The organism is Roseateles cavernae, from assembly GCF_040187885.1.
Taxonomy (GTDB): Bacteria; Pseudomonadota; Gammaproteobacteria; order Burkholderiales; family Burkholderiaceae_C; genus Roseateles_E; species Roseateles_E cavernae.
In genome coordinates this window covers 1-13,529 of the sequence record NZ_JBDPLH010000015.1, presented here as the reverse complement: position 1 = coordinate 13,529, position 13,529 = coordinate 1, and the positions used below count along the sequence as shown (strand labels likewise).

Annotated in this window: 12 protein-coding genes; 8 read left to right on the top strand and 4 right to left on the bottom strand. The window is 68.7% G+C overall.

The window, feature by feature from the left end; translation table 11 throughout:
- Positions 1-5 precede the first annotated feature (5 nt).
- From ABGI63_RS24010 to ABGI63_RS23995, 4 genes are all read right to left on the bottom strand, one after another.
- Positions 6-497, bottom strand: a complete 492-nt coding sequence (locus ABGI63_RS24010) for an Lrp/AsnC family transcriptional regulator (RefSeq protein WP_137945205.1) — start codon at positions 495-497, stop codon at positions 6-8.
- Positions 498-591: 94 nt separating this feature from the next.
- The gene (locus ABGI63_RS24005; protein ID WP_349745085.1) at positions 592-1,995 is read right to left on the bottom strand and encodes an aspartate aminotransferase family protein; all 1,404 of its coding nucleotides are present in this window, start codon (positions 1,993-1,995) and stop codon (positions 592-594) included.
- Between the two features lie 151 nt (positions 1,996-2,146).
- Complete coding sequence (locus tag ABGI63_RS24000; RefSeq protein ID WP_349745084.1) at positions 2,147-3,082, bottom strand: 2-hydroxyacid dehydrogenase; 936 nt, start codon at positions 3,080-3,082, stop codon at positions 2,147-2,149.
- Positions 3,079-3,939 (bottom strand): GNAT family N-acetyltransferase, encoded by an 861-nt coding sequence (locus ABGI63_RS23995; RefSeq protein ID WP_349745142.1) that lies wholly within the window; start codon positions 3,937-3,939, stop codon positions 3,079-3,081. Before ABGI63_RS23995 ends, ABGI63_RS24000 begins: the two co-directional genes overlap by 4 nt.
- A 238-nt stretch (positions 3,940-4,177) precedes the next feature.
- Here ABGI63_RS23995 and ABGI63_RS23990 point away from each other — a divergent pair, with 238 nt between their 5' ends.
- The 8 genes from ABGI63_RS23990 to ABGI63_RS23955 all read left to right on the top strand — a co-directional run.
- Positions 4,178-5,659 (top strand): aldehyde dehydrogenase family protein, encoded by a 1,482-nt coding sequence (locus tag ABGI63_RS23990; RefSeq protein WP_349745083.1) that lies wholly within the window; start codon positions 4,178-4,180, stop codon positions 5,657-5,659.
- 195 nt (positions 5,660-5,854) lie between these two features.
- On the top strand, positions 5,855-6,523 hold the full coding sequence (locus ABGI63_RS23985; protein WP_137945211.1) for a haloacid dehalogenase type II: 669 nt from the start codon (positions 5,855-5,857) through the stop codon (positions 6,521-6,523).
- A gap of 14 nt (positions 6,524-6,537) precedes the next feature.
- Positions 6,538-7,827 carry an NAD(P)/FAD-dependent oxidoreductase gene (locus ABGI63_RS23980; protein WP_349745082.1) on the top strand — a complete coding sequence of 430 codons (1,290 nt, stop codon included), beginning with the start codon at positions 6,538-6,540 and terminating at the stop codon, positions 7,825-7,827.
- Positions 7,828-7,884: 57 nt separating this feature from the next.
- Positions 7,885-9,504, top strand: a complete 1,620-nt coding sequence (locus ABGI63_RS23975; RefSeq protein WP_349745081.1) for an ABC transporter substrate-binding protein — start codon at positions 7,885-7,887, stop codon at positions 9,502-9,504.
- Between the two features lie 25 nt (positions 9,505-9,529).
- Complete coding sequence (locus ABGI63_RS23970) at positions 9,530-10,486, top strand: ABC transporter permease (RefSeq protein WP_349745080.1); 957 nt, start codon at positions 9,530-9,532, stop codon at positions 10,484-10,486.
- Between the two features lie 14 nt (positions 10,487-10,500).
- Complete coding sequence (locus ABGI63_RS23965) at positions 10,501-11,376, top strand: ABC transporter permease (protein WP_349745079.1); 876 nt, start codon at positions 10,501-10,503, stop codon at positions 11,374-11,376.
- Positions 11,376-13,028: an ABC transporter ATP-binding protein gene (locus tag ABGI63_RS23960; RefSeq protein WP_349745078.1), complete on the top strand. Its 1,653-nt coding sequence runs from the start codon at positions 11,376-11,378 to the stop codon at positions 13,026-13,028. The genes ABGI63_RS23965 and ABGI63_RS23960 overlap by 1 nt, the downstream gene beginning before the upstream one ends.
- Before the next feature lie 72 nt (positions 13,029-13,100).
- A partial coding sequence (locus tag ABGI63_RS23955; protein ID WP_349745141.1) for an isocitrate/isopropylmalate family dehydrogenase occupies positions 13,101-13,529 on the top strand: 429 nt, incomplete at its 3' end.

Sequence of the window (13,529 nt, the reverse complement as noted above, 5' to 3'; positions counted from 1 at the left end):
GGCGATCAGAGCGTCGGCGGGAACAGGCGCTCGATCGGGTAGTGGTTCTTGATGAAGGGGGACTTGATGACGATGAAGCTGAAGTACTTCTCGATGCCGATATTGCGTTCCAGCAGGGTCTCGATGATGGATTGGTAGTGGTTGACGCCGCGCGTCGTGAACTTCAGCAGATAGTCGTAGCCGCCGCTGACCAGATGGCATTCGATGATCTCGTCGACCTCGCGGATCGCCGCCTCGAAGCGCACGAAGTCCTCGCGGTGGTGGTCCGACAGCGTCACCTCGGTGAACACGGTCAAGGTATCACCGAGCTTTTCCAGGCGCAGCTGCGCGCCATAACCGGCGATGTAACCGGCCTGCTCCAGCCGCTTGACGCGGATCAGGCAGGGGCTGGGCGACAGGCCGACGGCGTCGGCCAGGTCGACATTGGTGATGCGGCCGTTTTTCTGCAGCTGGCTGAGGATGCGCAGGTCGAGACGATCAAGCTTGAGTGGGCCCACGGTGTACTCGTCACAAAGTCCAGGAACGGTTTGATTTTGCGTCGACGGCGTTCGCGCGAAGTAAGTCCTTCTACTCGACCTGGGTCTGCGTCGGTCAGGACTTCAGCGCGGCGCGCACATCGGGCGCGGCCAGGATCTCGTCCAGCGTTTTCTTCAGCCGCTGGGCCATGATGGCGAACTCGTCCTCGCTGAAGCACAGCGCCGGCGCGAAGCCGAGGATGTGGTCGCCGAAGGAGCGGAACACCAGGCCGTTGCGGTAGCCGGTCTCGAACAGCCGGTCCGACAGGCCGAGCGCCGGGTCGAAGCCGCGCTTGCCGGTCTTGTCGCTGACCAGTTCCAGCGCGCCCAGCAGACCGCGGTGGCGCGAGTCGCCGACCAGCGGGTGATCGCGCAAGCCATCCAGCACGGCGGCGAAATGCGGGGCCACGTTTTGCCCGTTGGCCAGGATGCCGCCCTCCTCGTACAGGCGCATCACCTCCAGCGCGACGGCCGCGCTGACCGGGTGGGCCGAGTAGGTGGCGCCATGGCCGATCAGCGCGCCGGCCGGCGCACCGTCGGCGATACCGGCATAGACCTGCTCGGACATCAGCATCGCGCCCATCGGCGCATAGCCGGCCGTCAGGCCCTTGGCCAGTGTCATCAGATCGGGCTGCACGCCCTCGGCCTCGCAGGCGAACATAGGCCCGGTGCGGCCGAAGCCGGTGATCACCTCGTCGACGACGAAGAGGATGTCCAGTGCGCGCGCCGCCTCGCTCATTGCCTTCAGCCAGCCTTTGGGCGGCACGATCACGCCGCCGGAGCCCTGGATAGGCTCGCAGAAGAAGGCCGCCACGTTGTCGGCGCCCAACTCGGCCACCTTGACGCGCAGCGCCGCCACCGAGGCGGCGATCTGGCCGGCCTCGTCCAGGCCGCTGCGGTAGCGATACGGCGAGGCGATGTAGTGCTGGGTCGGCAGCGGCATGTCGAAGCCGCGGTGGAAGGCCGGCAGCGCCGTCAGCCCCGCGCCGGTGGACGAGGATCCGTGATAGCCGCGCTCCAGCGCGATGAAGTGCTTCTTGCTCGGCCGGCCCGTGTTGTTGTAGTACTGCGTGATCAGCCGGATCGCCGCGTCGATGGCCTCCGAGCCGCCCAGGGTCAGGTAGACGCGCGTCAGCGAGGCGGGGGTGATCTGCACCAGCTTGTCGGCCAGCCGGATGGCCGGTTCGCTGCCGAAGTGGAAGTAGCCGGTGGCATAGGGCAGCTTGCGCATCTGCTCGGCCGCGGCCTGAACCACGCTCTCATGCCCGTAGCCGATATTGACGCACCACAGGCCGGCGAAAGCGTCGAGCAGCTGGTGACCGCTGGCGTCCGTCAGCCAGGCGCCTTGGCCCGACTCCAGCACCGTGACGCCGCGCTGCTCATGCTTGCGCCAGGGTGCGACCGGATGGATCAGATGCGCGCGGTCGAGGGCGATCAACGCGTCGAGATTTTGCTTGCCGGGGCGTGCGTGGGACTGCATGGGGCGCTCTTCCATTCATCGTCTTGAAGAGGCTCCAGCTTAGGGCGGGAGGCACAGCGGGTGGTGCTGCAATCGGGGCCGCGACGAGGCCGGCCGCGCTGTTATTGGGGTGGGGACGGCAGAAGATTCTGCCGGGCTGATGCGCAGTGACTCAGTACCCCAAGCCCCGATCCACCAGCCCCACCATCTCCTCGCCCGCCTCAAACCGCCTGATGTTCTCCAGCACCACCTCCGCCGCCGTCTCCGGCTGCGTCATGCTGGCGATATGGGGCGTCAGCCAGATTTGCGGGTGCTGCCAGAAGGCGTGAGAGGAGGGCAGGGGCTCGGGGTCGGTGACATCGAGGATGGCGTGCTTGAGCCGGCCGCTGGCCAGCGCGGCCAGCAGGTCGGCATCGATCAGTTGCGGGCCGCGGCCCACATGGATGAGGCTGGCGCCGGCCGGCAGCTGGGCGAACAGCTCGGCGTTCAGGAAGCCGCGCGTCGCCTCGGTCAGCGGCAGCAGGCAGATCAGCAGCTCGCTGCGGCCCAGAAAAGCGCCCAGCTCCTCGGCGCCGGCAAAGCACTGCACGCCGTCGACCACGTGGCGCGAGCGGCTCCAGCCGGCGCAGTCGAAGCCGAAATTGCGCAGCTGGCCCAGCACCGCCTGGCCCAGCGAGCCCAGGCCCAGCACGCCGACGCGGCGCTTGGCCGCTGGCCGCACCTGGATAGGCATCCAGCGGCTGTGCTCGCGCTGCTGGCGCTGATAGCTGGGCATGTCACGGTGCAGGCTCAGCACGGCCCAGCTGACGTACTCGACCATGCCCTGGATGATGCCGGGCTCGACCATGCGCACGATGGGCAGGTCGGCAGGCAGCTGATCGAACTTGAACTGGTCGACACCAGCGCCCGAGGAGAACAAGACCCTGAGATTCGGGAAGGTGGCGCGGATATCGGCCGGCGGCTCCCAGGCGGCCAGGTAATGCACCTCGGCCGGATCGCCGATCTCGGGCCAGAGGCGGAAGTCGAGCTGCGGCCCGGCCTGGCGCGCAAAGATCTCGGCCCAGACCCGGCCGCGCACCGGGTCGGCCTTGTAGACGAAGGCGCTCATCCCAGGGCCTGGGTGGCCAGCGAGAACAATCGCGCCTCCGGCCGCTTGGCCAGCGGGCCGCCGCGCACCATCTCGGTCGGTGCGTCGACGCGCAGCAGGCCCAGGGTCTCCAGCCATTCGGTCAGGCCGCTGTCGAAGTCGACATCGATGCGCACGAACTTGCCGGCGCTCAGGCCCACCAGATGGGCGATCAAGGCCTTGGCGCCCTCGGCGTCGGGCGCGACGACCGGGCCGATGATCAGGCCGCGACCGAAGCGGCGCAGCATGCCGAAGCCTCGGGCCTGGCCCTCGTGGTCCAGCAGCACGGTATCCGCGTGGCCCAGCAGCTCGGTGATCAGGGCCTCGCGCGGCATGCCGCGCGCCTGGGCGTCGAGCTCGATCAGGCTGCTCACATCGTTGTGGTCCGAGGGGCGCAGACGCCAGCCCTCGTCCAGCGCCACCAGCGGCGCCGAACCGGCGGTGCCCTGGTGCTGGCGCACCTCGCCCGTGCGCACAAAGCCCAGACGCTCATAGAGGCCGCGGCCCTCGGCGGTGGCATGCAGCAGCACGCAACAGGCCTCGCCGAGCTGGGCCAGCGCGGCCTGCATCAGCCGGTAGCCGATGCGCCGGCCCTGGCAGCGCGGGTCGACGATGACCAGGCCCAGCGTCGCATGGGCCGGGCCCCAGGGCCAGACCAGGGTGGTGCCGACCAGCTCGCCGTCGCGCTCGGCCACCAGGCCGCCACCCAGCGCGAACGCGGCCTGCCAGTCGGCCAGCCGGTGCGGCCAGTGCACGGCCAGCGACAGCGCGTGCGCGGCCTCCAGATCGCCGGCTTGCATCGCGCGCAGCACGACGCCATCGGCCGAGGCCGCAGGCATCGCGGCGACATTGGATTCGTAGCTCAAGGGGTTCTCTCCATATCGCGGGTGTGGCCCCATGGTTGCAAGCTTGCCCACGCGGCGCTAGGACGATCTTGCTGCTTTGGCCCATTCGGCAGCTTCGGCTGTACGAGCCGCGCGACTTGCAATTTACTGCGCTGTGCCGAGCGCCTACGCAAACACATTCCGTACCACCCTGCCTAGCATCGGTGCTGCCGATTTGAACCCAAGGAAGCCCGTGCAAACATTTGACCCCGACCTGATCGCTGTGCCCAATGGTCACTACCTCGATGGCCGGTTGGTCAGCGGCGCCGGCGGCCTGGAGGTGCGCCGCCCCTCCGACGGCCAGCCCTATGCCGATCTGCCGCTGGGTGATGCGGCCCTGGTGGACCGCGCGGTGCAGAGCGCCTGGGCCGCCTGGCGCGGCAGCGACTGGGCCCGCCGGGCGCCGCGCGAGCGCGCCCGCGTGCTGCGCCGCTGGGCCGATCTGGTCGAGGCCGATGGTGCGGTGCTGGGGCCGCTGGAGGCGCTCGGCTCGACCCGGCCACTGCAGGACGTGCTGGCCTGGGATCTGCCGTTCACGGCCGAGGGCCTGCGCTTTTTCGCCGAGTATGCCGACAAGCTGGGCGGCGAGGTGGCCGCGACGCAGAGCGACAAGCTGGGCATGACCATCACCGAGCCCTATGGCGTGGTCGGCGCGATCACGCCCTGGAACTTCCCGCTGGTGATGGTGTCCTGGAAGGTCGGCGCGGCGCTGGCGGCCGGCAACGCGGTGGTGCTCAAACCCTCGGAGCTGACGCCGTTTTCGGTGCTGCGCCTGGCCGAGCTAGCCACGCAGGCCGGCGTGCCGGCCGGCATCTTCAATATCGTGCAGGGCGATGGCCGCGTCACCGGCGACGCCTTGAGCCGCCACCCGCGCATCGCCAAGATGACCTTCACCGGCAGCACCCGCACCGGCGCGGCTATCATGGCCGCCTGCGCCCAGCACGGGCCGAAGCCGGTGACCTTGGAGCTGGGCGGCAAGAGCCCGCAGCTGGTGTTCGACGACGCGCCCGACCTGGCCCGGCTGACCGGCCTGATCGCCAATGCCATCACCGGCAATGCCGGCCAGGTCTGCGTGGCCGGCTCGCGGCTGATCGTCCAACGCGGCATCGCGCCGGCGTTGATCGAGGGCCTGGCGCGGCGCTTCGCGGCCGCCCGTCCCGGCGCCACCTGGGACGGCGAGGCTACGCTGCCGCCCATCATCTCGCGCCCGCAGGCGCAGCGCATCGACGACATCGTGCAGCGCGCGGCCCGGGCCGGCGGCCGGGTGCTGGGCGGCGGCCTGTGCAGCACGATCTGCGGCGACGGGGCCTATTACCTGCCCACCCTGATCGAAGAGGTCGGTGCCGGCAACCCGGCCGTGGTCGAGGAAATCTTCGGCCCCGTGCTGACCGTGCAGACCTTCGACAGCGAGGAGGAGGGCCTGGCGCTGGCGGCGCACGAGCACTACGGCCTGGCCGCCGGCGTGCACACGGCCGATATCGGCCGGGCGCTGCGCATGATGCGCGGTCTCTCGGCCGGCACCGTGTGGATCAACCGCTACGGGCGCAGCAACGACTTCGTGATCCCGACCGGCGGCTACCACCAGTCCGGCATCGGCAAGGACCTGGGCCGCCAGGCCGTCGAGGCCAATCTGCGCATCAAAAGCGTGCTGATCGACTTCGCGGCGCCGCAATGATGTGCACGCCCGCCCAGGGCTGGCGCACGCCGCACGCTATGCCGCAGGCGGGCACCCAAACCACAGTTTTGTGTGCGCCCCCCGGCCAATACCCTGCATATCTGTTCACTTCACATGCTTCAATGAAATCCAGATGACAGCAGCGTGTGCAGGTGGTTTTTGACACCCGCTTGACCCGACCAAGGAATGACTGATATGGCTATCTTCCGTCCCAAATACATCACCTTCGACTGCTACGGCACGCTGACGCGCTTCCGCATGGGCGAGATGACCCGCGACATCTTTGCCGACCGCATCAAGCCCGAGCAGATGGACGCCTTCATCGCCGACTTCTCGGCCTACCGCTTCGACGAGGTGCTGGGCGACTGGCAGCCTTACGAGGTGGTACTGAAGAACGCGGTGCGCCGCCTGTGCAAGAAATGGGGCATCCAGTACTTCGACCACGAGGCCCAGCAGTACTACGATGCCGTGCCCACCTGGACCCCGCACGAGGATGTGCCGGCCGGCCTGGCCAAGATCGCCAAGGAGATCCCGCTGGTGATCCTGTCCAACGCCTCGGACAACCAGATCCAGAAGAATGTGGCCCTGCTCGGCGCGCCCTTCCACCGCGTCTACACGGCCCAGCAGGCCCAGGCCTACAAGCCGCGCCTGAAGGCGTTTGAATACATGCTGGACTCGCTGAACGCGAATCCCGAGGACCTGCTGCACGTCTCGTCCAGCCTGCGCTACGACCTGATGTCGGCCGACGACCTGGGCATCAAGAACAAGGTCTTCGTCAACCGTGGCCACGGCCCGGGCAACCCGGCCTACAACTATGTGGAGATCGCGGACATCGGCGGCCTGCCGGGCGTCGTCGGTCTCTGAACACCCCAGCCGCCATGAAGCTCGATTCCTTCTGGACCGATTCGGCGCCGGCTTTCACGCCGGCCGCGGCCGAGCTGCCGGCGAACGCCGATGTGGTGATCGTCGGCGGCGGCTTCACCGGCCTGTCGGCCGCGCGCAGCCTGGCCCAGCGCGGCGCCAAGGTGATCGTGCTGGAAGCCTGTGACCGGGTCGCCAAGGAGGCCTCGGGCCGCAACGGCGGCCACGTCAACAACGGCCTGGCGGTCGACTATGCGGCGGCGGCCGAGCAGTACGGCGTCGACAAGGCGCGCGCCTGGTACCGCGAGTTCGATGCCGCGGTCGACACCGTGGCGCGCCTGGTGCAGGAGGAGCAGATCGACTGCGACTTCCAGCGCAACGGCAAGCTCAAGCTGGCCACCAAGCCGGCGCATTACGAGGCGCTGGCGCGCAGCTGCGAGCGGCTGGCGCGCGAGGTCGACCCCGATGTGGAGTTGCTGGACGCGCGCCGGGTGCGCGACGAGGTGGCCAGCGAGCGCTTCGTCGGCGGCCTGCTGCAGAAGAAGAGCGCGCAGATGCATATGGGCCGCTTTGCCGCGGGCCTGGCCCAGGCGGCCCAGCGCAGCGGCGCGCAGATCCATCTGAATACGCCGGTGCTGAAGCTGCAGCGCCAGGGCCAAAGCGAGGCGCACCTCGTCCACACGCCGCGCGGCACGGTGCGCGCCAAGCAGGTGCTGGTGGCCACCGGCGCCACGCTGCACGGCGGCTACGGGACCTTTGGCTGGCTGCGCCGGCGCATCGTCGGCATCGGCAGCTTCATCGTCGTGACCGAGCCGCTCGGCGCCGAACGTGCCCAGGCCCTGCTGGCCGGCCGCCGCACCTATGTGACGGTGGCCAATATCCATCACTACTTCCGCATGACGCCGGACCACCGCCTGGTGTTCGGCGGCCGGGCGCGCTTCGCGATCTCCAGCCCGACCTCGGACCAGAAGAGCGGCGAGATCCTGAAGCGCGGCATGGTCGAGATCTTTCCGCAGCTGGCCGATGTGCGCATCGACTACTGCTGGGGCGGCCTGGTCGACATGAGCCAGGACCGCCTGCCCCATGCCGGCGAGCGCGACGGCCTGTACTACTCGCTGGGCTATAGCGGCCATGGCACGCAGATGTCGGTGCACATGGGCCAGCGCATGGCCGAGACCATGCTGGGCAATGCGGGCGCCAACCCCTGGCGCGACCGGCCCTGGCCGGCCATCCCGGGCCATCTGGGCCCACCCTGGTTTTTGCCCGCGGTAGGGCTTTACTACCGCCTCAAGGACATGGTGTCCTGAGTTGTTCCTTCCGTCCCGTCTTTCTGTCCGTCTCCTCTTCCACCCCGGAGAAAAATCATGAACGAGAGCAAGAAGCTGCAAACCCTGATCGGTCCCCAGGAAAGCACCCGTGTGATGGATGCGATCCAGCGTGGCGCGACGCGCCGCGACATCCTGTCCATGTTGATGGCCGGCGGCATGCAGCTCGGCCTGGCCGGCGGCCTGGCGGGCACCGCGCTGTCGGCCCATGCGCAGACGCCCAAGCGGGGCGGCAAGATCCGCGTGGCCGGCGCCACCGCCGCGATCACCGACACGCTGGACCCCGCCAAGATGTCCAACCAGACGGACTACTCGCGCGGCACCATGCTCTACAACGGCCTGACCTCGCTGGACGGCAGCCTGACGCCGCAGCCGGCCCTGGCCGAGGAGTTCGTGACCAAGGACGCCAAGGTCTGGGTCTTCAAGCTGCGCAAGGGCGTGGTCTTCCATGACGGCAAGGCCCTGACCCCCGCCGACGTGGTGTTCTCGATTGCCCGCCACAAGGACGCCGCCACCGCCTCCAAGGCCAAGGCCCTGGCCGACCAGATCGACACGGTCAAGGCGACCGGCGCCAACGAGGTGACCATCACCTTGAGCGCGCCCAACGCCGATCTGCCGGTGATTCTCGGCACCTTCCACTTCATGATCGTCAAGGACGGCACGACCGATTTCACGACCGGCATCGGCACCGGCCCCTACAAGCTGAAGGAATTCAAGCCCGGCGTGCGCTCGATCGCGGTGCGCAACGAGGCCTACTGGAAGCCCGGCCGGCCCTATCTGGACGAGATCGAGTTCGTCGGCATCGGCGACGAGGGCGCGCGCGTCAATGCCCTGCTGTCCGGCGATCTGGACCTGGTCGGCGCGGTCAACCCCCGCTCGGTGGACCGGGTCAAGGGCACACCCGGCTATGCGATCTTCACGACCCAGTCGGGTCAGTATTCGGACCTGATCATGCGCCGCGATATGGGCCCGGGCGCGAACCCGGACTTCGTGCTGGCGATGAAGCATCTGTTCGACCGCGAGCAGATGAAGAAGTCCATCGCCTTGGGCCATGCGGTGATCGCCAACGATCAGCCGATCGACCCGACCAACCGCTTCCACTTCGCCGGCCTGCCGCAGCGCCCCTACGATCCGGAGAAGGCCAGGTTCCATCTGAAGAAGGCCAATCTGGGCAGCGCGGCCATACCGGTCGTGGTGTCGCCGGCCGCGATGTACTCGGTCGAGACGGCCCTGGTGCTGCAGCAGGCGGCCCAGCGCGTCGGCCTGAACCTGGACGTCAAGCGCATGCCGGCCGATGGCTACTGGGCCAACCACTGGCTGAACAGCCCGGTGGGCTTCGGCAATATCAACCCGCGCCCCAGCGCCGACGCGCTGCTGACCCTGCTGTTCAAGTCGGACGCGGCCTGGAACGAATCGCGCTGGAAGAACGAGAAGTTCGACCAGCTGCTGATCGGTGCCCGCGCCGAGACCGACCTGGCCAAGCGCAAGCAGATGTATGCCGATATGCAGACCATGATCCACCAGGACGCCGGCATCGGCATCCCGCTGTTCCTGGCCAGCATCGACGGCCACAATGCCAAGCTCAAGGGCCTGTCGCCGATCCCGCTGGGCGGGCTGATGGGCTACTCCTTCGCCGAGCATGTCTGGCTCGACGCCTGATTGATCGCTCACCCCTGAAGCCATCATGAACCTGCTGATCCTGCGACTCATCGTCAACCGCGTGGCGCTGGCCCTGGTCTCGCTGCTGGTGGTGTCCGCGGTCGTGTTCACGATCACGGCCCTGCTGCCCGGCGATGCGGCGCAGGCCCAGCTTGGCCAGGAGGCCACGGCCGAATCGCTGGCCGCGCTGCGCGAGCAGATGGGCCTGAACGTGCCGGCCCATCTGCGCTACTGGGAATGGCTGTCGGGCATGGTCCAGGGCAATCCCGGCCTGTCGGTCGTCACGCACCTGCCGGTGGCCGACATGATCTCCAGCCGCCTGCCCAACTCGGTCAAGCTGGCGGCCATCACCGCCGCCATCGCCGTGCCGCTGGCCCTGGCCCTGGGCATCGCCTCGGCGATGTGGCGCGGCTCCTGGTTCGACCGACTCGCCAGCTCGGGCGCGGTGGCCGTGGTCTCGGTGCCGGAGTTCCTGGTTGCGACCCTGGCGGTGCTGATCTTCGCGGTCGAGCTGCGCTGGCTGCCGGCGCTCTCCTACAGCAGCAGTGTCGACTCGATAGGCCAGATGCTGCGCGCCTTCGCGATGCCGGTGCTGAGCCTGTGCTGCGTGACGATGGCGCAGATGATGCGCATGACCCGCGCGGCCGTGGTCGACCAGCTGCGCGCGCCCTATATCGAGATGGTGCGGCTCAAGGGCGCCTCGCCGACGCGCATGGTGCTGGCCCATGCGCTGCCGAATGCGATCGGCCCGATCGCCAATGCGGTGGCGCTGTCGATGTCCTATCTGCTGGGCGGCGTCATCATCGTCGAGACCATCTTCAACTACCCCGGCATCGCCAGCCTGATGGTGGACGGCGTCAGCCAGCGCGACATGCCGCTGGTGCAGACCTGCGCGATGCTGTTCTGCGCCGTCTACCTGCTGCTGGTTACCCTGGCCGACATCTGCAGCATCGTCGCCAACCCCCGCCTGCGCCATCGCTGAACAAGGCCCATCCCATGTCCACCCTGACCCCCACCACGGCAGAGCCCGCCGCCCCGCGCGCGCGGCGGCGCCTGCTGCCTTCGATGAGCTGGCCCGGCCTGCTGGGCCTGGCCGTGCTGCTGGCCTGGATGCTGGCCGCCCTGATCGGACCCAGCCTGATGGGCCAGGGCGGCGCCGATATGGGCGCGGGCGATGTGTTCGCCGGCATCAGCGCCAAGCACTGGCTGGGCACCGACTACCTGGGCCGCGACATGCTGGCCCGCGTGATCGAAGGCGCGCGCTACACGGTCGGCGTGGCCCTGCTGGCCACGCTGGCGGCCAGCAGCACCGGCACCGTGCTGGCCCTGCTGGCGGCCTCCAGCGCGCCCTGGCTGGACGGCGCCCTGAGCCGCGGCATCGACACCCTGACCTCGATCCCGTCCAAGATGCTGGCCCTGATCATGGTCGCGGCCTTCGGCTCCTCGCTGCCGATGCTGATACTGACCGCGGCCATCATCTATGTGCCCGGCGCCTACCGCATCGCCCGCTCGCTGGCCGTCAATATCAACGCGATGGACTATGTGGTGGTGGCCCGCACGCGTGGCGAAGGGCGCCTGTACATCATGCTGCAGGAGATCCTGCCCAATATCGTCAACCCGATGCTGGCCGATCTGGGTCTGCGCTTTGTCTACGTGGTGCTGCTCTTGGCCTCGTTGAGCTTTCTGGGTCTGGGCGTGCAGCCGCCGGCGGCCGACTGGGGTTCGCTGGTGCGCGAGAACATCGGCGCGCTGCCGACCGGCGGCGCCGCCATCATCGCGCCGGCCCTGGCCATCGCCAGCCTGACCATCGCGGTGAATCTCTTGATCGACAATCTGCCGGGCCGTGCGGCTCGCGAAGGCGGGGTGCACTGATGGGCGCGCCGGTCACAGTCCGCGATCTGCGCATCGTCGTCGACAAGGCGAATGGCGGCGGCGAGCATGCCATCGTCGACAAGCTGAACTTCTCCATCGCCCCGGGCGAGGTGCTGGCCCTGATCGGCGAGTCCGGCTCGGGCAAGACCACCACCGCGCTGGCGCTGATGGGCTATGCCCGCCACGGTTGCCGCATCGCCGGCGGCAGCATCACGATAGGCAGCACCGATGTGCTGGCGCTGTCCGAGCCGCAGCAGCGTGCGCTGCGCGGCCGCACGGTGGCCTATATCGCGCAGAGCGCCGCCGCCTCGTTCAACCCCTCGCGGACCATCATGGACCAGGTGGTCGAGCCGGCCCTGATCCACCGGCTGATGCCGCGCGCCGCGGCCGAGGCCAAGGCTGTCGAGCTGTTCCGCGAGCTGGCCCTGCCCGATCCCGACACCATCGGTTCGCGCTACCCGCACCAGGTCTCCGGCGGCCAGCTGCAGCGCCTGATGGCGGCGATGGCCCTGATCAGTGACCCCGATCTGGTGATACTCGACGAGCCGACCACGGCGCTGGACGTGACGACGCAGATCGAGGTGCTGCGCGCTTTCCGCCGCGTCGTGCGCGAGCGGCGTGCCACCGCCGTCTATGTCAGCCACGACCTGGCCGTCGTGGCCCAGATGGCCGACCACATCCTGGTGCTGCGCGACGGCACGATGCGCGAGATCGGCGCCACCGAGCAGATCATCACGGCCCCGGCCAATGACTACACCCAGTGCCTGCTGGCCGCCGCGCGGCCGCGCGAGCGTGCGGGCGGCCAGTGCTCGGCCCAGGCCGGCAGCAGCCAGCCGCTGCTGGAGGTCAGAGGCCTCTCGGCCGGCTACGGCCCGCTCGACAAGCAGGGCAAGCCGGCCATCCTGATCCTGGAAGACATCAATCTGAAGCTCTACCGCGGCCAGGCCATCGGCGTGATCGGCGAGTCGGGCTCGGGCAAGACCACCCTGGCGCGCGCCATCGCCGGCCTGATCGCTCCAGCCAAGGGCCAGATGCTGTTCAACGGCAAGGCCATGCCGCCGACCCTGGCCGAGCGCAGCAAGGACGAGCTGCGCCGCGTGCAGATCGTGTTCCAGATGGCCGATACCGCGTTGAACCCCAGCCACAGCATCGAGCGCATCCTGGCCCGGCCGCTGCAGTTCTACAAAGGCCTGACCGGCGCGGCGCTGCAGAAGCGCATCGCCGAGCTGCTGGACCTGGTCAAGCTGCCGGCCGCCAGCGCCCAGCGCCTGCCCGGCGGTCTGTCGGGCGGGCAGAAGCAGCGCGTCAATCTGGCGCGCGCGCTGGCCGCCGAGCCCGACCTGATCCTGTGCGACGAGGTCACCTCGGCGCTGGACACGGTGGTCGGCGCCGCGGTGCTGGACCTGATCGCCGAGCTGCGCCGCGAGCTCGGTCTGTCCTATCTCTTCATCAGCCACGATCTGCACACGGTGCGCTCGGTCTGCGACGAGATTGTCGTGATGCAGCACGGCCGCAAGCTGGCCCAGGTGGCCCGCGCCGACTACGAGCGTGGCCCGCACCATCCCTATTACGAGCTGCTGGCCCGCTCGGTGCCCGAGCTGCGCCAGGGCTGGCTCGACGAGCAGCAGCCGGCGGCTGCACAACACTCCTGAATCGGAACGAGAAAACCCATGAAGACCTACAAGATCGCGGTGATTCCCGGCGACGGCATCGGCAAGGAAGTGATGCCCGAGGGCCTGCGCGCGCTGCAGGCCGCGGCCCAGCGCTTTGGCTTCCAGCNGACCTACAAGATCGCGGTGATTCCCGGCGACGGCATCGGCAAGGAAGTGATGCCCGAGGGCCTGCGCGCGCTGCAGGCCGCGGCCCAGCGCTTTGGCTTCCAGCTGGCACTGACCCACATCGACTGGGCCAGCTGCGACTACTACGCCCAGACCGGCGCGATGATGCCCGACGATTGGAAGGCCCAGCTCGAAGGCATGGACGCCATCCTGTTCGGCGCGGTCGGCTGGCCGGCCACCGTGCCCGACCATGTCTCGCTGTGGGGCTCGCTCCTGAAGTTCCGCCGCGAGTTCGACCAGTACGTCAATCTGCGTCCGGTGCGCCTGTTTGACGGCGTGCCCTGTCCCCTGGCGGGCCGCAAGGCCGGCGAGATC

Coding starts and splice junctions, on each gene's coding strand:
- ABGI63_RS24005 (WP_349745085.1), bottom strand. CDS start 1,995: ATGCAGTCCCACGCACGCCCCGGCAAGCAAAATCTCGACGCGTTGATC.
- ABGI63_RS24000 (WP_349745084.1), bottom strand. CDS start 3,082: ATGAGCGCCTTCGTCTACAAGGCCGACCCGGTGCGCGGCCGGGTCTGG.
- ABGI63_RS23995 (WP_349745142.1), bottom strand. CDS start 3,939: ATGCCTGCGGCCTCGGCCGATGGCGTCGTGCTGCGCGCGATGCAAGCC.
- ABGI63_RS23985 (WP_137945211.1), top strand. CDS start 5,855: ATGGCTATCTTCCGTCCCAAATACATCACCTTCGACTGCTACGGCACG.
- ABGI63_RS23980 (WP_349745082.1), top strand. CDS start 6,538: ATGAAGCTCGATTCCTTCTGGACCGATTCGGCGCCGGCTTTCACGCCG.
- ABGI63_RS23975 (WP_349745081.1), top strand. CDS start 7,885: ATGAACGAGAGCAAGAAGCTGCAAACCCTGATCGGTCCCCAGGAAAGC.
- ABGI63_RS23970 (WP_349745080.1), top strand. CDS start 9,530: ATGAACCTGCTGATCCTGCGACTCATCGTCAACCGCGTGGCGCTGGCC.
- ABGI63_RS23965 (WP_349745079.1), top strand. CDS start 10,501: ATGTCCACCCTGACCCCCACCACGGCAGAGCCCGCCGCCCCGCGCGCG.
- ABGI63_RS23960 (WP_349745078.1), top strand. CDS start 11,376: ATGGGCGCGCCGGTCACAGTCCGCGATCTGCGCATCGTCGTCGACAAG.